The organism is Olivibacter sp. SA151 (assembly GCF_054130995.1).
This window is the reverse complement of record NZ_CP096391.1, coordinates 144,727-163,824: the sequence shown is the minus strand read 5'-3', so window position 1 is coordinate 163,824 and position 19,098 is coordinate 144,727. Positions and strand designations below refer to the sequence as shown.

The window sequence follows — 19,098 nt, the reverse complement described above, 5'->3', positions numbered from 1 at the left end:
TATTAGTATCTGTACGACTATTTTATTTGGGTTTAGCGAGTGGTAAGATAATCCACGTCCCAGGTTCTTGCTGTGTCTCCTTTCTACTTGGTTGAGTACCGTAATATCCATATCCTCCATAACCATATCGTCCCATTGGTTGCCCACCTCCTACTGTACGCATGATAATGCCATTTATTTTTATGTTAAATGCTACCTCCTTATCTCTTTCCTGTTCCAATCCTATTCGTTCGAAGGGAATAACTGCCTCATAACATACCGCGTCCGAACTGTCAATTTTCACAGCCGCTTTAATACCATAGTTATTTTCCAGTGAGATGGGGCCATCCACGACATCCGCCATTCCGACAATGAAAATGGCTCGTACTGCTTTCAAAACCCCCTCCCGTATATCGGCCGGTTTCTCGTCCTTATCTTTTGATGCCAAGCTTCTCAAAGACTCACGATCGGGAATTGGAAAAATAATCGAAGCCCCTTCCTTCTTCTTTCCCTCCTTATTTACGAGGAAGCTAAACCCTTGGTGCAAGGCTTGCGTCTGCCAACTGCCATCTTTCACACGCATTGCCACATATATCTGCTTCTCGTCATTTGCTATCTCATATTGGAGGTCTTGCTTCTCATAATAATTCCGCAAGCTGTCTCCCCATTCCGATAAATCCCCATCTATCTGAATATCGGATCTAAAGTCAATCGCCGTAGGAACTATGGATTTCTTCTTCTGCGCGTATACGGAACAGAAACTTAACAACAGACAAGTACAGATCAACAGGTTTGTCTTCTGAAATCTCATGTTTTTTTGTATAGTAAAGCAGCTTTTTGACTGGTTCACATTTTTTTGGTTTAATTGTAACATAAAAAATATATTAGGCTTTCAGTAATCGGCCATCAGATTAATCGTTTAAATATACACTTCCCAAAACTATATAGCTGATAGCTGCCTACTGATTTCTGATAGCTCACAAATATTCCTATCTTTGCTTCATTTGTGCGCCATCAATATTGTATCATAGACATGCTGTTATCTACCTTTCAAAATGAATTAATTGAAGCTGGATGCGATGAAGCTGGAAGAGGTTGCCTGGCGGGCCCGGTTTTCGCTGCAGCCGTTATTTTTTCTTCCTCATTTAAGCACGGTATTCTGAATGATTCGAAAATATTATCCGCAGCTCAGCGCTATGATTTGAGGGAAATGATAGAAAATGAAGCCCTTGCTTTTGCTGTTGCGAGTGCGAGCGCGGAAGAAATTGATCAGATCAATATATTAAACGCTTCTTTTCTTGCGATGCATCGAGCTTTAGATGCATTGAAAATGCAGGCCGAATATATTCTAGTTGATGGAAATCGTTTCAAAAGATACCAAAATATTCCCCATCAGTGTGTTATAAAAGGTGATGGAAAATATCTTTCAATAGCCGCCGCTTCCATTTTGGCAAAAACCTATCGCGATGATTATATGGACAATTTAGCCAACGAGCATCCTGAATACGACTGGTTAAAAAACAAGGGCTACCCCACAAAAAGGCATCGGGATGCCGTTCTGAAGTATGGCTTAACCCCACACCATCGTAAAACCTTCAGGATTACAGATCCTCAGTTAAGTCTTTCTTTTGTTTAATTGCTTATGGAGCGCCTTCATAACAAAACAGGCGTTACCTTCGATGAACTCCAGTTGGTTGATTTCGTCTTTAACATATAGATGAAGGTGTTTATATTTAAAGAACCTTTTTCTTAATCAACTTTTGCTTGATCAAAAGTTGAACAAAAATCAAGGCGTGTGTAGGTTACCTTGCACCTGATTGCAAAGCATCAACGGCGCGTATTGGAGCCGTTTCACTTCCTCAATCCGCTTGAATATTGCCATATGAACAGACATGCAAATGCTTTGCTGCTCGTTGCTTCAGTATCCTCCAAGGCCGTTCTTCCCACGCACAAGGCTATATTTAGGGCTAAAGCTAATACGTTCGGTTAAAAGTAAAATCCCTACGTTCTGCTAAAGTATCGCCTAGGAAATTTGCGGTTTGCACGTTGATGCACTACCTCTTGTAGCAAAGTTCCAAGCGATGAGTCTTTGGTTACTTTCTGCGGAAGAAAGTGACAAAAAAAAGGTTCTTTTTTTAAAGCTAAATCCCTGCATAACAAAACAAGTTTTTGCAAGTACCCTTATTTTGTATAAGTTTGCGCAGCATTTTTTGATTTTTTAATTTGTTCTAACATGAAAACTACCGCCCTCACGGATTTACACATAGCGCTCGGTGCTAAGATGGTACCCTTTGCAGGCTACAACATGCCCGTACAATACACGGGTATCAATGATGAACATCAAACGGTTCGTACCGGTGTAGGCGTGTTCGATGTAAGCCATATGGGCGAGTTCATATTAAAAGGAGAAAGAGCATTGGAATTAGTACAGAAAATAAGTTCCAATGATGCGTCAAAGCTTTTTGATGGGAAAATTCAATATGCCTGTATACCCAACGAAACAGGAGGTATTGTCGATGATTTTCTGGTTTATCGTATAGACGCAAAAACGTATTTACTCGTCGTAAATGCCTCTAATATACAAAAGGATTGGGACTGGATTTCAAAATACAACACCTTTGGTGTTGAAATGAAAGACATTTCTGATAAAACTTCCCTGTTCGCAGTACAAGGCCCTAAAGCGACAGAAGCATTGCAGAGCCTAACAAGCCTAGATTTGGGAGAAATGGAATATTATACCTTTAAAAAAGGTGTATTTGCCGGCATAGATAATGTTTTAGTTTCCGCTACAGGATATACCGGTGCCGGAGGATTCGAAATTTATGTTGACAATGAACATGCGAAAGAAGTGTGGGAGGCTATTATGAACGCAGGTAAACCTTTTGGAATCAAACCAATCGGCTTAGGCGCGCGTGATACACTTCGTCTTGAAATGGGTTTTTGTTTGTATGGAAATGATATCGATGATACCACTTCACCACTCGAAGCGGGTTTGGGATGGGTAACCAAATTTACAAAGGACTTTGTAAATGCTGAAAACTTAAAAAAACAAAAAGAAGAAGGAATACAGCGTAAATTAGTTGGATTTGAAATGATTGAGCGTGGCATTCCAAGACATGGCTACGAACTTGTTAATGAAAACGACCAACCAATTGGGCATGTTACTTCCGGCACCCAATCTCCAACGCTTCAAAAATCAATCGGATTAGGTTATCTAAGTAAGGAATATAGCAAAGAAGGAACTGAAATTTACGTCAAAATAAGAGATAAAAAAGTAAAGGCTGTGGTAAGTAAGCCCCCCTTTATTAAATAAGCTGTCATTTACATCATCCGAAAAAAACATTTATATTTTGCTTGACCAAACTAAGGAAATAAACGTTTGCTTGAGCCCTGCGCTCATTCATTTACACGACATCAGAAATAGCATTGTGGTGGTGATCGATATTTTTAGAGCTACTACCTCTATGTGCTACGGATTGGCCAACGGAGCTGAAGGGATTATTCCTGTGGCGGAAGTATCTACTTGCGCTATTTATAAAGACCATGGATATTTACTTGCTGCCGAGCGAAATGGTGAAGTAGTAGATGGTTTTGATTTCGGCAATTCTCCGTTTTCTTATGTTAGCGAGAAAGTCAACGGCAGAACCATTGTATTGACTACTACCAACGGTACGAAGGCTATTCACTTATCACGAGAAGCCAAAAATGTTGTCATCGGATCTTTTTTGAATCTTACCGCGCTTTGTAACTGGTTACGGCGACAAGATGATCCTGTCCTATTAGTATGTGCCGGGTGGAAAGATAATTTTAACTTAGAAGACACGGTCTTTGCCGGTGCGGTTATAAACAAACTGAAGGATAGCCATCAAAAAGGAGATGACGCAGCCATTGCTGCTGAAAATCTGTATCTAGCGGCGGCAAACGATCTGGCCGACTTTCTTGCTCAAAGTGCCCATAGTAAACGATTACAGCACTTAGGGATCCAAAAAGATATTGACTTTTGCTTACAGGTTGATCTGCTGAATACGATCCCGGTTTTAAAAGGAGATCGACTCGTGGTGTTAGAAAGTTAGCTAGCTAACTCCTTTAGCAAGGTTTCGCAACGCGCTGCAATTATCTTATAGACCGGATCAAACAGGTTGTTATCATAGTACGGATCCTGCACAATATCATTTTCTAAGAAGAGGCTTACTTTTGCGCGATCGGCCGGCGAATGAGCCATCGCCAATACATCACGCAGATTATTCCGATCCATCACCAAAATCTTATCGTAATATTCAAAATCAATCCGATTAAATTGGCGGGCCCGCTGCCCGCTGATGTCGACGCCATATTTTTTTGCAATGGCTATCGATCTCCTATCCGGACATTCTCCAACATGCCAGTCTCCCGTTCCTGCCGAATCAATCTCCCAATCTAATCCTTTTTCTTTCGCTAAATGGGCTAATATTCCATGAGCTAGTGGAGATCTACAAATATTCCCCAAACAAACTACGAGTATTTTCATTTTTTTGCCTTCAGTTTTCGGCCATCAGCTTTCAGCGACAGCCGATTTTCATTGTTTAATTTTATCCGATTACTGACTGCTCATAGCCGACAGCCGACTAAAACTGCAATGTAAACACACTTCCTTTCCCTTCCTCCGAGTGGACGCTAATGTTTCCCTTATGCATGAGCATAATCTGTTTGCTGAGTGTTAAACCAACGCCACTTCCGCTTTTACGGGTAGTAAAGAAAGGAACAAAAATGCTTTCCAGCAAATCTTTAGGTATCCCCTTTCCATTATCCATCACCTTAATCTGTGGACTACCGTTATTTGCTAGCGCGGAGAGGCTAATATAAGGTTTCTCTATATCTTTTACTGCCTCCATAGCATTTAACAACAAATTGATAAGTACCTGTTCTATTAAATTGACGTCTAAGGATAATTGGAGGATGGGGTCTTTCAGGATGATGTCCAGTTCAATATTTTTCTGAATAAGCGAAGGTTCCATTAATTGATAAAGGTTTTCGAACAAATCCGAGGCATAAACGGTTGTTAATTCCGGCTGAGCAATTTTGTTGAGGCTTCTATAAGTACTTGCAAATTTCAGCAAACCCTCGCTTCTTCTTTTAATCGTTTCGGTACCTAAGCGTATATCATCCAGCTCTTCGCTGTTTGGTAACGTTTCTAATCGGTTTTTCAAGGTATCAGCAAGGGAAGATATTGGCGCAATCGAATTCATAATCTCATGCGTTAAAACACTTAACAATTTTTGCCAAGCCCTCGATTCGGTTTCATCTAACGCCTCATTAATATTTTGGAAAGCTAATAACCGATAATGTCCTTCCGGTGTTTGAAAACTACTTGTAGAAAACTGAAGTTTGAGTACGCCTTTTGGCGTTGGTACCGTAAAAACGTCCGCTTTATCTGACGACACTTCCATTACTTTCCGATATAGGTCAGGATTACGCTTGTTCAATCCTTCAATAACGGAGATATAAGGGATATTAAATAATTCTTTAAAAGCCTCATTCATCCAAACGACTTGTCCTGTTCGCTCATCATAAGAAAGGATGGCGGTGTTTACTACTTCTAAAATAGTTTGCAGGTATTGGTATTGGGTTTCGCGTTCACTACTTATTTTTTTGAATACACCATTAATCTCATTAAAAGCACCACGAAGTGGCCTGATTTCAGGTCCGGCATTCTGAAGGGGAAAGAAGCGGGTAAAGTCGCGATAGCGGGCCGCTTCTGCGAATTCTTCCAGTTCTCTATAGGCGCGCAATTGCGAACGAAAGTTTAAACTAAGCATCCACAAGGACACCGGAAGAACCAGCAACGCATAAAGGTAATAACCGGTAAGAAGCAACCAGCATAACAGACCAATGATAAGAAAAAGTAAAAACGCTCTAAACGTAATTAAAAGACGCAAACGGTTCATTAGATATTATACTTGCTTAATCTTCTATAAAGAGCCGTACGTGTTAGTCCTAATTCCTGCGAGGCTTTGCTAATGTTACCATTGTGTTTTTCGATTACCTTCATGATCGCATTTTTCTCCATTTCACTTAAATTATAGGCATCATGCTCTACTTTTGCCTGGCCGCCGGCCTGCTCAATTGGAGAGAATATAATGTCTTCTGCGTTTAAGGTCTCACCGTCTGACATAATAATTGCCCGCTCAATGCTATACTGTAACTCGCGAACATTCCCCGGATAATGATAATTTAAAAGCTTGTCTTCTGCACGTTTATCCAAGTCGGGAAACTGCTTTGCATATTTAGAAGCATACTTTTTCATAAAATGGCGAGCCAAAAGTAAGATGTCGTTTCCCCTTTCCCGCAAAGGGGGTACTTGCACTTCCACGGTATTGATGCGGTAGATTAAGTCTTTTCGGAAGCGACTTTCGTTAGCCAATGCCACTAGCGGCACATTAGTAGCACACAATAAACGTATATCAACAGGAATTGGTGTATTACTTCCCAGTGGAATAACTTGTCTATTTTGAAGCACACTTAATAATTTTGCCTGCTGCTGTAAAGAAATGTTTCCGATTTCATCTAAAAATAAAGTCCCTTTATCAGCTGCTTCGAAGCGTCCTACGCGATCTTCCCTTGCATCTGTAAAAGCGCCCTTTTTATGGCCAAAAAGTTCACTTTCAAAGAGTGTATCCGTCAAAGCGCCAACATCAACTTTTACATAAGGCATTAAAACCCGCCTAGATTCGCGATGTATCATGTCAGCAATTACATCTTTCCCTGTTCCATTTTCACCCAGGATAAGAATATTGGCATCTGTTGGTGCAATTTTCGTGATTTTATGCATCAGGTTTTTCATTACTTCCGATTCACCGATAATGTCACTTTGCGCAACTTGTGGTGTTTCCGACTTCTTTTTGCCCGGCTTTTTATTTAAGATATCTCCGATTACTTGTAGCAAATGTTCATTCTGCCATGGCTTTACGATGAAATCGGTAGCTCCCTGCTTTAATGATGTAACCGCTAAATCAATAGCACCATAGGCGGTGATCATTATAACAGGCAGCTCCGGACGGAGCGACTTAACCCGATTTAACCAATACAACCCTTCATTACCGGTATTGATAGCACTCTTGAAGTTCATATCAAGTAGTACCAAATCAATAGGCTGTCTCGACAGGATGGCAGGAATATTCTCGGGGTTTTTATCTGCAATCACTTCACTGACTTCTCTTTTTAACAGCAATTTGACTGCCGTTAATACATCAGGATCATCGTCAATAATTAGTATTCTGGCGTGTTTCATGTTATTTTAGCTTTCGGTAATCAGCTTTCAGCAATCAGACTCGTACGCTTTTAGCAAACAAGCGGTATGCAGGGGCGTCAAACTGTGTTGATTTATAATATATATATTATGTATCTTTTTTCTGTAATATTTAGTCTGATAGCTGACGGCTGAAAGCAGACAACTGGTTCATGTAAAGATATAACTATACCATTATTATTAAAAGACTGATTATCAGAAAAAATGTTACAAAACACTTTATGTACGCTGTACGCAAGCGCACATAAAGTGTACGATATCGGACAGTACCAAAACCGAAAAAACACGTAAAAAGCTGATTATTAGCAGCCTATTTTTATGGCACAAGCTTGTATAGTTGTTAAACGAGCAAAAAGGATATTTTCTTGCCGTATAAAGAATAAAAATGGACAGAGCACTACCAAAAAAGAAATGGAATAATAAGCGGATAGCTACCGTTGCAGGGATTGTGGGCATTGGTGCCTTGATTTTCTCTAGCTATTATTTTACCTCGGGAAAATCAAAATTAAATGTTGACGCAGAAAGAATAACTATATCAGAAGTATCCGAAGGTCCATTCCGCGAGTTTATCCCCGTAAACGGTATGGTCATGCCAATCAGTACCATTTATCTAGATGCATCCGAAGGGGGACGCGTAGAGGAAAAATTTGTCGAAGACGGCGCCATCATGAAAAAAGGCGATCCCATTATGCGTTTATCGAACACGGATTTGGAATTGAGCTTGGTCAACCAGGAAACACAGGTATTAAACTTGCTAACGCAATCGCAGATATCTCAAACAAACGCGCAACAAGCGTCTATCGCTACGCGCAACCAAATGGCAGAGGTAGAAAACGGCTTTAAGGAAGCAACCCGAGAATTTAATCTAAAGAAACATTTATACGACCAAAAAGCAATTGGTCGGCAAGAGTTTGAAAAAGCGCGTAACGAATATACTTATCAGGTTGAACGCATGAAATTGAGCAGAGAAAACCTGCACACCGACTCTATCCGGACGCAGCAATCATTAAGAGAAAGCCGTGAAACCTATGAACGGACACGCAGTGCGCTTGACTTAATGCGTCGTAAAGTAGGCGATTTGATTGTTAGGGCGCCGATAGATGGCCAATTAACAGCTTTTGATGCAGAAATTGGACAAAAGAAGAATCCGGGCGATCGATTTGGCCAATTAGATGTGCTGAGTGGCTTTAAGGTAAAAGCTGATATTGATGAGCATTATATTTCACGTATTTATCCGGATTTAGATGGTGAATTCACCTTGTCGGGTAAAACCTATAAGTTGCGCGTTAAAAAGGTCTATACACAGGTCGCTAACGGCAGATTTCAAGTGGATATGGAATTTGACGGTGAAACGCCAAAAGGCATCAGACGTGGACAAACGTTGCAAATACGTTTAGCTTTAAGTGATGAAACAAAAGCAGTGTTGTTACCAAAAGGCGGATTTTATCAACAAACGGGCGGAAACTGGGTATTTAAGTTGAGCTCGGACGGTAAAACAGCTTACCGCGCCGATGTTCAATTAGGAAGACAGAACCCAGATTATTATGAAGTGATTCAAGGTTTGAAACCCGGCGAGAAGGTGGTAACTTCCAGTTACGAAACGTATGATAAGGTGCAGGAGTTGGTGGTAAAATAGCTATCGGTTTTCAGCTGTCGGCTATCGGCTTATGTTATAATTTCGAAACATAACTGTGGATTAATTTTCTGATGATGATGATTTCATTATTTAGTTCTACAGAGGTATTTGTATCTAAAAGTTTTAGTTCTTTACATAAAATGAGTTGATATTGTAACTCGGAAACGGAACCGCTTGCTATTGTGAGGAAACGTTTTAATTCATTATTTGAATTTCGCCCGCAGCCTTCAGCAATATTGGAAGGAATCGATAATGCGGATCTTCTCATTTGAGAAGTTAGACCAAAGAGCTCTTCTTTAGGAAAGCGATTGGTCAGATGATAAATTTTTAACGTCAACTTATGACTACGAAGCCAAAAATCTAGCGTGGTAAAGTCGCGCATAAAAGAAATTCAGATTAAAAACAGAGGTTTAAATATAAAAATAATAAATAAAAGGCAGTTGGTGTGGTTTAAAAATTCTAACACAAAAAAGGAAACTGAAAGCTGATTTCCGATTGCTTATAGCTAAATGACCATGATCAAAATAACTGAACTTCAAAAATTCTACCGTACTGAGGAAGTGGAAACGGTAGCGCTCAACAACCTAAGTATAGAAGTACAAAAGGGTGAGTTTGTAGCAGTGATGGGTCCTTCAGGATGTGGTAAATCCACATTGTTGAATATTATAGGCCTTTTAGATGATCTAGACGAAGGCAGTTATAAATTCAATGATATAGAGGTGGCCCACTTTAACGAGCGGAAACGTTCAGACTTGCGTAAACACAATATTGGTTTCGTTTTCCAAAGTTTCAACTTGATTGACGAGCTAACTGTATTTGAAAACGTAGAGCTCCCGCTGATTTATACGAAAGTGCCAGCCGCCGAACGCAAAAAACGAGTGGAAGAGGTGCTTGAGAAGGTACAGATTATGCACCGTAGAAACCACTTTCCACAGCAACTTTCCGGCGGTCAGCAACAACGCGTTGCCGTTGCCCGAGCGGTGGTTAATAATCCTAAGCTTATCCTCGCGGATGAGCCGACAGGTAACCTGGATTCAAATAACGGTAATGAGGTAATGCAGCTGCTTACTGAATTAAACGAACAAGGGACTACCATTGTAATGGTTACCCACAGCGAACATGATGCGCGTTATAGCGATCGCATTATCCGAATGCTGGACGGGCAAGTTGTGATGACTACGGTGGCGTAAAGTAGGGTTTCGGCTTTAGACCCTAGCAATTAGGGCTAAATTAAAGTTGACGGGCTGAAATCTGATTAAAAGGAATAGCTATGCTAAAGAATTACTTTAAAAGCGCTTTCAGAAGCTTGGCGAAAAGCAAGCTTTATGCGGCCATTAATATTATTGGCCTATCGGTAAGTCTAGCGGCTTCTGTATTACTTTTATTATGGGTTTGGGATGAGCTAAGTTTCGATCAGATGCACAGCAAAGGTGACCGAATTTTCAGGGCATCGGGCGCCATTGACAAGGAAATGACGAAAATATGGAGTACCTCTGCTCCTTTGGCTGTTTTCGGAAAAAATGAATTGCCCGCCGTAGAAGACGCCTGTAGAATTAATACTTGGCAGGAAACCTTAGTGGATTACAAAGGTAAGAAATTCAAAGAAAGCGTCTACTATGTCGATCCCAGCTTCTTTTCCATATTTGACTTTCCATTGATTGCAGGAAACGAAAAACAACCTTTTCCTGATAAACATTCTATTGTCCTAAGCAAGTCGCTAGCCGAAAAAATTTTCGGCAAAGAAGAAGCTGTTGGCAAAGTGGTAAAAGCGCTTGAGGGTATCAGCTTTCGGGTTTCGGGTGTTATTGAGGATATACCAAAAAATTCGAGCATACGTAATGATTTTTTCATTCCATTTGATCAATTAAATGAAGGTCGCGAGAGCAATCCAATCAACGCCGATTGGGGAAATTTTGGCTACGACACCTATTTTCTTCTAAAATCCGAAGTAAACGCAAAAGAAGTTGGGCTACAACTAGCCGCTCTTCATAAAAAAAACCAGTCGAGCGATTTCTTTAAAGACCTTGTCTATTTAATGCAGCCCTTACATAAAATTCATCTTTATGATCCCAAAGGAGACGAACAAGGCATGCGCCAGGTTAAAATATTTACCTTAATTGCCCTCGTAATTTTATTAATTGCCTGTATCAATTATGTAAACCTTGTTACAGCAAGGTCTGCTAGGCGAAGCAAAGAAGTAAGTGTAAGGAAAGTAGTAGGCGCCAATCGTACGCATCTGTTTTTACAGTTCTTAACCGAATCACTGGTTGTTTTTCTAATCTCCATGCTCCTTTCCTGGTTGTTCAGCTTTTTAGCCATGCCTATCTACAACCAGTTGTCGGGAAAGGAAATGAGCTTTAGCTTATTTGATAGCCGCGTTTGGGCATTATTTGGTGCTGCCTTGATATTAGTATTACTAATGGCCGGAATCTATCCCGCAATAACCCTATCACGATTTAATCCTGCTTTAGGACTTAAGGGCCTTTTGCCTCGATTGGGTAGCAGTGGCTCTTTCCGCAAAGTATTAGTTGTATTGCAATTCACCTGCTCCGTTGTCCTCATTGTTTCTACGATTGTTATTGCAAAACAGCTTTCCTTTATACAGAATAAAAACTTAGGGTATGACAAAGAGAATATTTTAACCTTCGGTGCCTATAATTTCGGAAAGCATTACGCTGCTGTTCGGAGCGAGTTGGAAAACAATCCAAGCATTTTAGGCGTAACGGTATCGAGCCAAGGCGTTATTGATCTCGCAAGCGCTACCGGGGACATTGTATGGGAAGGGAAACCCGATAATATGGGCAGTTTTATGATCAATCAGATCTCCGCCGATCGAAATTTCCTACAGGTATTGAACATGAGGTTGGTTGAAGGAAAAGGCTTCTCGGGAACACCTGCAGATAGCGGTTATTACATCTTAAACGAACAGGCGATCGCCCAGATGAACATAGAAAATCCTGTGGGAAAAACCATTAGTTTCCATGACAAACCTGGCATTATTGCAGGGGTTGTCAAAGATTTTCATTTCAAAAATATGCGAAACGCCATTGAGCCCTGTCTCATTTTTATGGACGAGAGCTGGGGTTGGCAAGCGATGTATGTTAAGATAAAGCCACAACAAGCACAACAGGCGATTGCAGCGATAGAAACTTTATGGAAGAAATACAATGCCGATTATGATTTCAACTACCAATTCATGGATGAGGCTTTTGACAATATGTATAAAAGCGATATGCGCGCAGGAAGGCTATTCAACATCTTTGCGGGCATCGCGATTCTACTTTCTTGTCTTGGTCTATTTGGCTTGGTAACCTATACAGCCGAAACCAAGTTTAAGGAAATCGGTATACGTAAAACTTTAGGAGCCAGCGTAAGCAACATAATTTTATTGATATCAAAAGATTTCATGAAGCTGGTCGGCATATCGTTCATCCTGTCGTTTCCAATCGCTTGGTGGATGATGAGTAAGTGGTTAGAGAATTATGTGTATCGTACGGAGCTTCACGGTTGGGTTTTCATTGCCGCAGGACTTATAGCTTTTGCCATCGCTGGACTTACCGTTTGCGGACAATCGTTAAAAGCGGCAAAAAACAATCCGATAAAGGCAATTCGAACGGAGTAATGAGTTGCGGCTTTTAGCTGTTTTCCTGAAGTTATACGTTTTATCTGCTTGCGGTAGGCAGCAGTTATACGTTATAAGTCAATTAACAACGCTGACAACAAAGTTTTGGCCCTTTGACAGATAAGATCGAGATCAAGGGGCTGAATACTAACACCTAAAAGCTAATGAGCTATGCTTAAGAATTATCTTAAAACTGTATTTAGAAATTTGTTTAACAACAAAAGCTATGCTGTTATTAACATACTGGGGCTATCCGTTAGTTTAAGCGCTGTCATTTTAATTGAGCAGTAACTCTAAGTAACGACAAAATAGATTCGATCACTGCTTATGGCGCTAACGGCTTATGCCTGATAGCTGGCAGCTAAACGCTAAAAATCATGATAAAAAACTATTTAAAAATCGCCTGGCGGAATATCTGGAAAACCAAAGCTTTTTCCATTATCAACATTTGTGGCTTGGCAGTTGGGATGACGGCCTGCTTTCTTATTGCGCTTTACGTCAATTTCGAACGAAGTTACGACCGGTATCATGAAAAAGCTGATCGCATTTATCGCTTGGTGTGCGATGTCAAGACACCCACAGAAACCATCAATGCGAATATCACGTCAGGCCCCATGGCAATGTATGCCGCTAAAGATCTTCCGGAGATCGAAAACTACGTGCGTTTACTGCCCAATAGTTTGTTAATACGCAAAGATAATATCAAATATCAGGAAAGCGCCGTATTCTTTGCTGACTCCTCCCTTTTCCAACTATTTGATTTTCCGCTACTAGCAGGAAGCCCGGAAACGGCATTAAAAGAGCCTTTTAGCGTGGTTTTATCCGAATCGGCAGCCAAAAAATATTTTGGAAAGGAAAATCCAATCGGTAAAAGTTTGCTACTGACCGATGAAGGTTTCAACAGCAAAGTTACAGGTGTGATGAAAGATATTCCTGAAAATTCGCAGTTTAAAGGAGACGTGTTTGTTTCTATGGTCACCCTGATAAAAATGGCCAATTTTAAATTTGATGAGCAATGGGGTAATTTTGGTTTCACTTCTTATTTACTTCTTAAACCGAATACTGATCCTTCCTTATTAACCGCTAAATTTCCCGCTTTTTTAACTAACCGTGTCGGTAAGGAAATGGATCAGTCCAAGATGCATTACACCCTCTTTTTAGAGCCTCTTAAAGACGTTTATCTTTATTCAAAACGAGGTGGTTTTGAAAACGGCAATATCAACAATGTTTATGTTTTTGCTATTGTAGCGCTATTCATTCTACTTATTGCCTGCATTAATTTTATTAACCTTTCCACAGCCAGAGCGGTTGAAAGAGCCAAAGAAGTAGGAATTAGAAAAGTGGTTGGTGCCTATCGCATACAGGTTACCCGGCAATTTATCAGTGAATCCGTATTAATCTGTTTATTAGCTTTTATAATTTCCATTTTACTCTGTCTGGTCTTGATTCCCTATTTTAATTTTCTTGCGGGCAAGGAAATTAGTGGAGGTATATTTCTCCATCCCGTGTACATCCTCGTTTTATTTTTGTTAGCCTGTTTAATCGGGTTACTTGCAGGTATTTATCCTGCACTTGTATTATCCTCTTTTAAACCCGTAACCGTGTTAAAAGGTAAATTTTCGTCTAACACAAAAGGTTTACTATTGAGAAAAACCTTAGTTGTGGTGCAGTTTGTGGTTTCCATTGCGCTGATTGCAGGCACCTTGATTGTAAACCGTCAACTTGCATATATGCGAAATCAAAATCTGGGCTTCAATAAAGAACAAGTATTGGTTTTGCAAACAAACGGAGATGCCAAGAGCAGAATCTTAAAGGACGCAATAACCAGCGTACCTGGCGTATTAGCTAGCGCTGTATCCGGATCGGTCCCGGGTGGTGGGAACCCGGTGGCTTATTCTGAAATTGAGAACAAGCAAGGCGATATGCAGATCGCAAACCTCCCGGTCTATTTTGTAGACTATAATTACCTTCCTCTATATAAAATTGAACTGGTGGCCGGCCGCATGTTTTCGCCCGACTTTGGAACAGATACTGCGCAAGCTATGATTTTAAATGAAAGTGCCGTTAAACTCTTCGGTTATGCAAAACCAGCGGACGCAATTGGTAAAAAATATTCTCAATGGGGAAGCGAAGGTAAAATCATCGGAGTGATCAAAGATTTCCATTTTAAATCCCTACAGTCGAAAATAGAGCCCCTCAGCATGCGTTATGGGCAAGGAAACGGAGGCGGTATGGTATCACTCAAAATAGATGGCCAACATATAAACACGGCCTTGAAGTCAATTGAAAAAAAATGGCAGGAGATTATTCCGAATCGTCCTTTTGAATACTTTTTTGCTGACGAATTTTTTGATAGGCAATATCGTTCAGAAAATCGATTCGGTAATTTATTTTTCAATTTCGCCATGCTCGCTATTTTTATTTCCTGCTTGGGCTTGTTAGGTTTGGTGTCCTATCATACCACACAGCGATATCGGGAAATCGGCATACGGAAAGTTTTAGGGGCCAATATATCAACCATCGTAAAGTTGTTGTCTTTTGATTTCTTGAAATTAGTAATAATCGCTTTGCTTGTTGCGTCTCCACTGATGTGGTTTTTAATGGATAAATGGTTGGATGATTTTGAATATCAAACCACCATCAATATCTGGATTTTTATATTGGCGGGAAGCATTGCCGTTGGTATTGCCTTGATCGTTATTGGGTCGCAAACTATACGCGCAGCATTGACCAACCCTGTTGAGTCATTACGCAATGAGTAACTTGGTGTTGGTTATTGGTTATTGGTTACTCGTTATTGGTTACTCGTTATTGGTTATTGGTTATTGGTTATTCGTTATTGGTTATTTGATGAATCGCTGAAACACCTTAAAAGCTAACATTATGTTACAAAACTATTTTGTTTCTACCTGGCGGAATTTATGGAGACACAAATTTTTCTCCCTCGTTAACATCGTTGGATTAGCGATAGGTATCAGCTCATCCTTAGTCATCGCCATGATTGTTCATTATGAGTTTAGTTTCGATCAATTTCAGCTGGATAAAGATCGGATCTATCGAATTGTATTAGACACAAAACGAGATGGCTTTGAGGGACACTCCACCTCTGTACCTGGCCCTTTGGCTCAGGCAGCTCAAGGAGAAATAACGGGTATTGAGCAAGTAATTCCCATTTATAGTTTTCCCGGTGATGCAAAAGCAGATGTTGAAGTGCCGGCAGGAAGCGTCAACAAAAAGACTTTTAAAAAACAAGAACGTATTATTTTTACTAATTCTGACTATCTAGCCTTAATGGGTTATAAGTGGTTAGTCGGTAATCCTGCCATTGCCTTGACACAACCTTTTCAAGTAGTACTTACCAAGAGTAGGGCCGAGATTTATTTTCCCAAAAAGGATTTGCAGGATGTGCCAGGAAGTACCCTAAGGTATAGGGATATAGAAGTGAGTGTCAGTGGAGTTGTAGATGATTTAGAAAAAATTACCGATTTTCGAAGTAAGGAGTTTATATCACTACCCACATTAGAGAAAACGTCATTGAAAGACGACCTCATGTTAAACGTTTGGGACGATTGGATGGGTTACTCAAATTTACTTGTTAAAATATCGCCACAGGCTCAGCCATCCCAAATAGAGCAAGGACTAAACACGATACTCGCAAAGCATTCCAAAAAAGAGCATTTTTTTTCCGAACTTCATTTAGCGTTACAGCCCTTATCTACCATACATTTTGATGAGCGCTATCAGGGAATGGATATCCGAATCGCTCATAAACCCACTTTGTATGGCTTAATCGCCATTGTGGGCTTTTTATTGCTTTTGGGGTGTATCAATTATGTTAACTTAAGCACGGCACAAGCATCAACACGCGCCAAGGAAGTTGGTATTAGGAAATCGATCGGCGGAAACAAAAAACAACTGGTCGTTCAATTCTTAGGAGAAACTTTTTTTCTGACAACATTTGCTACCGTCCTTTCCATTATCATTATACCGCTGTTACTACAGGCCTTTTCTGCCTTTATACCGGAAGGCCTCACCTTCTCATTCTTAGGTTATCCAAGCATGTTGTTTTCCGTTCTACTCATTGTTTTATTAGTTAGCGTCCTTGCCGGGTTATATCCAGCCTTTGTTCTATCCGGTTATAATCCGATACAGGTTTTGAAGAACCAGCAACTAGTCAGCTTGGGGCAGTCAAGACAAGCGCTGTTACGAAAAGGGTTAACCGTCTCTCAATTTGTTATTGCGCAATTTTTTGTTATATCTACCTTGATTATCAGTAAACAGATTTATTTCGTACTCCATGCAGATATGGGTTTTGCCAAAGAAGCCATTCTTACTTTTCGCACCCCCAGAGATACCATCGCCACCCACCGCATGCAATTCAAGCAACGCTTACAGGCAATTCCGGGCATTGCATCTGTTAGCAATGGATTTCTTGCACCAGCTACAGCGGGCGGAGCCTTTGCCGATGTTAGCTATTTCAACGGGAAAGAAGAGTTAAAACCGACAGTTCATGTTAGATGGGGCGACGATAACTTTCTGGCCTTATACAATATTCCGATCATTGCCGGGCGAAATGCGATTGCGAGCGACTCGTTAACAGAAATTGTGGTTAATGAACAACTCACAAAAGAACTCGGCTTTCAACAACCGGGGGCGGCTTTAGGTCAATTCCTTAAATATAATGAGAAAGAAGTGCCTATTGTTGGCATTGTGAAGAATTTTCATACACAGAATTTGCACGCACAATTAGCACCGCTCATTTTTCAAAACCGCTGGGGAGATATTTTTCACGTAAAACTTCGATCCGCCCAATCCGGTGAAATGAACTGGCAGAAAACAATTTCCGATATGGAAGAACTTTTTAAGGAGAACTATCCCGACGGGGAATTTAATTATGAATTTATGGAAGACAGTATTAAGAAGTTTTACGAGAAAGAGCAAGCTACCGCATCCCTGTTAAACTGGGCAACAGGTTTAACTATTTTAATTAGTTGTTTGGGCCTGTTAGGTTTGGTGCTTTATACCACAAACAGTCGAACAAAGGAAGTAGGCATTCGCAAAGTGTTGGGAGCATCTATTGTTCAACTTATCAGCCTATTGGCGAAGGATTTTATCAAACTCATCCTTATCGCTTTTATTGTCGCTTCTCCTTTAGCTTGGTGGGCCGCGCATCGGTGGCTTGACAATTTTGCCTATAAAACGCCTATCGGCTGGTGGGTTTTTCTAGTGAGTGGATTGGGAATGCTTTTGTTAGCAGTTTTATTATTGAGTGTGCAAACGTTCAAAGCAGCCGCAGCTAATCCGGTAAATAGTTTGCGGGATGAATAGCTTTTAGAAGCTAGCAGCCATCTGATATCGGTTTTTTGCTTAATTAAAAACAGATTGCTGACAGCAAAAATCTCACAGCTAACCGCCATGCAACATTTAATTTCGATTTGCGTCTTTTAGAAAAAAAATTATGAATAAGCTTACTCTTTTTTTCATTGCCATTTATAGCAGCTATTTTTTGGCATCGGCACAAGATACTCCTTCGCCCTATTTAACGAAATCATTGCGAAGTGAAAATATCCGCTCGGTAGATCTACAAACTTCCGGCGGTAGTTTAACAGTTGAAGGTGTAAATGACTCCGAAGCTCGTCTTGAAGTATTTGTGCAAGGTAATAACGGAAATAATCGCCTAAGCAAAGAAGAAATCGAGCAACGGCTAAAAGACAGTTACGATTTACAAATTAGTTCCAATAACGGGCAACTCATCGCAATTGCCAGACCAAAAAGCGGGTTTAAAAACTGGAAGAAGTCGGTATCCATTTCGTTCAAAGCTTATGTGCCTAAAGCAGCATCAGCAAAGTTGAAAACCAGTGGTGGTAGCCTTTCCCTTAATGGCATTAATGGCTATATCGAAGGAGCAACTTCCGGCGGAAGTATCAAAGTAGCTCATGTAAAAAACAATGTAAACCTAAAAACCAGTGGCGGAAGTATTAATGCAGATGATGTTACGGGGAATCTGCTACTGCATACATCAGGCGGTTCCATCAAATTGAGTAATTTAAAAGGAAAAATTGATGCGCGGACCAGCGGTGGAAGTATAGGAGCCAATGATATTAGTGGCGAACTACTGGCAAAAACCTCTGGCGGCAGTATTCGGGTTGATCGCATGGCAGGTAGTGCTGATCTGGCAACAAGCGCCGGCAGTACTTCGGTTAATATGGTAAATATAGATAAATACTTAAAAATCGATGTTTCTGCCGGAAGTGTTAACCTCCAGCTTCCTATGGATAAAGGCTTAGACTTGAATTTATCAGCAGGAAAGATTAATCTTCCCTCTTTAAATAACTTTGCAGGAACGAAGGAAAAAGATCGTGTGGTAGGGAAATTGAACGGAGGTGGAGCTGACGTGGATGTCCACGTAAGTGTCGGGAATTTAAACCTTGAAGCAAATTAGTAGATTAACCTTTCACTATATATGCCACAATTTTTAATACATTTTGTGGCATATAACCTCATTATCCAGCCAAAAACCTGCGCATTTCTGTGATATCAGTTCATCTTTTCTTCAATTAACGGGTATAGTGCCAA

General features: G+C 40.5%; 14 protein-coding genes. 9 read left to right on the top strand and 5 right to left on the bottom strand.

The annotated features are described in order from the left end of the window. Positions 1–22: 22 nt before the first annotated feature. Positions 23–790 carry a hypothetical protein gene (locus tag M1D52_RS00615; protein ID WP_377610046.1) on the bottom strand — a complete coding sequence of 256 codons (768 nt, stop codon included), beginning with the start codon at positions 788–790 and terminating at the stop codon, positions 23–25. Positions 791–1,012: 222 nt separating this feature from the next. Here M1D52_RS00615 and M1D52_RS00610 point away from each other — a divergent pair, with 222 nt between their 5' ends. From M1D52_RS00610 to M1D52_RS00600, 3 genes are all read left to right on the top strand, one after another. Beyond that, positions 1,013–1,615 carry a ribonuclease HII gene (locus M1D52_RS00610; protein ID WP_377610048.1) on the top strand — a complete coding sequence of 201 codons (603 nt, stop codon included), beginning with the start codon at positions 1,013–1,015 and terminating at the stop codon, positions 1,613–1,615. A gap of 597 nt (positions 1,616–2,212) precedes the next feature. Beyond that, entirely contained in the window at positions 2,213–3,292 is a 1,080-nt protein-coding gene (gcvT, locus tag M1D52_RS00605) for a glycine cleavage system aminomethyltransferase GcvT (protein WP_013664465.1), read from the top strand. 37 nt (positions 3,293–3,329) lie between these two features. Then, positions 3,330–4,052 (top strand): 2-phosphosulfolactate phosphatase, encoded by a 723-nt coding sequence (locus tag M1D52_RS00600; protein WP_013664466.1) that lies wholly within the window; start codon positions 3,330–3,332, stop codon positions 4,050–4,052. Here M1D52_RS00600 and M1D52_RS00595 read toward each other — a convergent pair. From M1D52_RS00595 to M1D52_RS00585, 3 genes are all read right to left on the bottom strand, one after another. Continuing rightward, positions 4,049–4,486 carry a low molecular weight protein-tyrosine-phosphatase gene (locus tag M1D52_RS00595; protein WP_437394013.1) on the bottom strand — a complete coding sequence of 146 codons (438 nt, stop codon included), beginning with the start codon at positions 4,484–4,486 and terminating at the stop codon, positions 4,049–4,051. The genes M1D52_RS00600 and M1D52_RS00595 overlap by 4 nt on opposite strands. 97 nt (positions 4,487–4,583) lie before the next feature. Further along, positions 4,584–5,903 (bottom strand): sensor histidine kinase, encoded by a 1,320-nt coding sequence (locus M1D52_RS00590; protein WP_437361508.1) that lies wholly within the window; start codon positions 5,901–5,903, stop codon positions 4,584–4,586. Beyond that, entirely contained in the window at positions 5,903–7,246 is a 1,344-nt protein-coding gene (locus tag M1D52_RS00585) for a sigma-54-dependent transcriptional regulator (protein ID WP_013664469.1), read from the bottom strand. Before M1D52_RS00585 ends, M1D52_RS00590 begins: the two co-directional genes overlap by 1 nt. 403 nt (positions 7,247–7,649) lie before the next feature. On the opposite strand from M1D52_RS00585, the gene M1D52_RS00580 reads away from it, so the two are divergent. Next, positions 7,650–8,900, top strand: coding sequence for an efflux RND transporter periplasmic adaptor subunit (locus tag M1D52_RS00580; protein ID WP_013664470.1), 1,251 nt, complete (start codon positions 7,650–7,652; stop codon positions 8,898–8,900). A 34-nt stretch (positions 8,901–8,934) separates the two neighbouring features. On the opposite strand, the gene M1D52_RS00575 is transcribed toward M1D52_RS00580, so the two are convergent. Then, complete coding sequence (locus tag M1D52_RS00575) at positions 8,935–9,282, bottom strand: four helix bundle protein (RefSeq protein ID WP_130854729.1); 348 nt, start codon at positions 9,280–9,282, stop codon at positions 8,935–8,937. Between the two features lie 133 nt (positions 9,283–9,415). Here M1D52_RS00575 and M1D52_RS00570 point away from each other — a divergent pair, with 133 nt between their 5' ends. The 5 genes from M1D52_RS00570 (at position 9,416) to M1D52_RS00550 (ending at position 18,964) form a co-directional block, all read left to right on the top strand. Further along, positions 9,416–10,090, top strand: coding sequence for an ABC transporter ATP-binding protein (locus M1D52_RS00570; RefSeq protein ID WP_013664472.1), 675 nt, complete (start codon positions 9,416–9,418; stop codon positions 10,088–10,090). An 80-nt stretch (positions 10,091–10,170) separates the two neighbouring features. Continuing rightward, on the top strand, positions 10,171–12,522 hold the full coding sequence (locus tag M1D52_RS00565) for an ABC transporter permease (RefSeq protein WP_437394012.1): 2,352 nt from the start codon (positions 10,171–10,173) through the stop codon (positions 12,520–12,522). A gap of 377 nt (positions 12,523–12,899) precedes the next feature. Beyond that, on the top strand, positions 12,900–15,284 hold the full coding sequence (locus M1D52_RS00560; protein ID WP_013664475.1) for an ABC transporter permease: 2,385 nt from the start codon (positions 12,900–12,902) through the stop codon (positions 15,282–15,284). Positions 15,285–15,405: 121 nt separating this feature from the next. After that, positions 15,406–17,850 carry an ABC transporter permease gene (locus M1D52_RS00555; RefSeq protein ID WP_437394011.1) on the top strand — a complete coding sequence of 815 codons (2,445 nt, stop codon included), beginning with the start codon at positions 15,406–15,408 and terminating at the stop codon, positions 17,848–17,850. 130 nt (positions 17,851–17,980) lie between these two features. Further along, the gene (locus M1D52_RS00550; RefSeq protein ID WP_130854724.1) at positions 17,981–18,964 is read left to right on the top strand and encodes a DUF4097 family beta strand repeat-containing protein; all 984 of its coding nucleotides are present in this window, start codon (positions 17,981–17,983) and stop codon (positions 18,962–18,964) included. Positions 18,965–19,098 lie beyond the last annotated feature (134 nt).

Excerpts from the sequence above, each read along its gene's own strand:
- M1D52_RS00615 (WP_377610046.1), bottom strand. The coding sequence starts at position 790 with ATGAGATTTCAGAAGACAAACCTGTTGATCTGTACTTGTCTGTTGTTA.
- M1D52_RS00610 (WP_377610048.1), top strand. The coding sequence starts at position 1,013 with ATGCTGTTATCTACCTTTCAAAATGAATTAATTGAAGCTGGATGCGAT.
- gcvT (WP_013664465.1), top strand. The coding sequence starts at position 2,213 with ATGAAAACTACCGCCCTCACGGATTTACACATAGCGCTCGGTGCTAAG.
- M1D52_RS00595 (WP_437394013.1), bottom strand. The coding sequence starts at position 4,486 with ATGAAAATACTCGTAGTTTGTTTGGGGAATATTTGTAGATCTCCACTA.
- M1D52_RS00590 (WP_437361508.1), bottom strand. The coding sequence starts at position 5,903 with ATGAACCGTTTGCGTCTTTTAATTACGTTTAGAGCGTTTTTACTTTTT.
- M1D52_RS00585 (WP_013664469.1), bottom strand. The coding sequence starts at position 7,246 with ATGAAACACGCCAGAATACTAATTATTGACGATGATCCTGATGTATTA.
- M1D52_RS00580 (WP_013664470.1), top strand. The coding sequence starts at position 7,650 with ATGGACAGAGCACTACCAAAAAAGAAATGGAATAATAAGCGGATAGCT.
- M1D52_RS00575 (WP_130854729.1), bottom strand. The coding sequence starts at position 9,282 with ATGCGCGACTTTACCACGCTAGATTTTTGGCTTCGTAGTCATAAGTTG.
- M1D52_RS00570 (WP_013664472.1), top strand. The coding sequence starts at position 9,416 with ATGATCAAAATAACTGAACTTCAAAAATTCTACCGTACTGAGGAAGTG.
- M1D52_RS00565 (WP_437394012.1), top strand. The coding sequence starts at position 10,171 with ATGCTAAAGAATTACTTTAAAAGCGCTTTCAGAAGCTTGGCGAAAAGC.
- M1D52_RS00560 (WP_013664475.1), top strand. The coding sequence starts at position 12,900 with ATGATAAAAAACTATTTAAAAATCGCCTGGCGGAATATCTGGAAAACC.
- M1D52_RS00555 (WP_437394011.1), top strand. The coding sequence starts at position 15,406 with ATGTTACAAAACTATTTTGTTTCTACCTGGCGGAATTTATGGAGACAC.
- M1D52_RS00550 (WP_130854724.1), top strand. The coding sequence starts at position 17,981 with ATGAATAAGCTTACTCTTTTTTTCATTGCCATTTATAGCAGCTATTTT.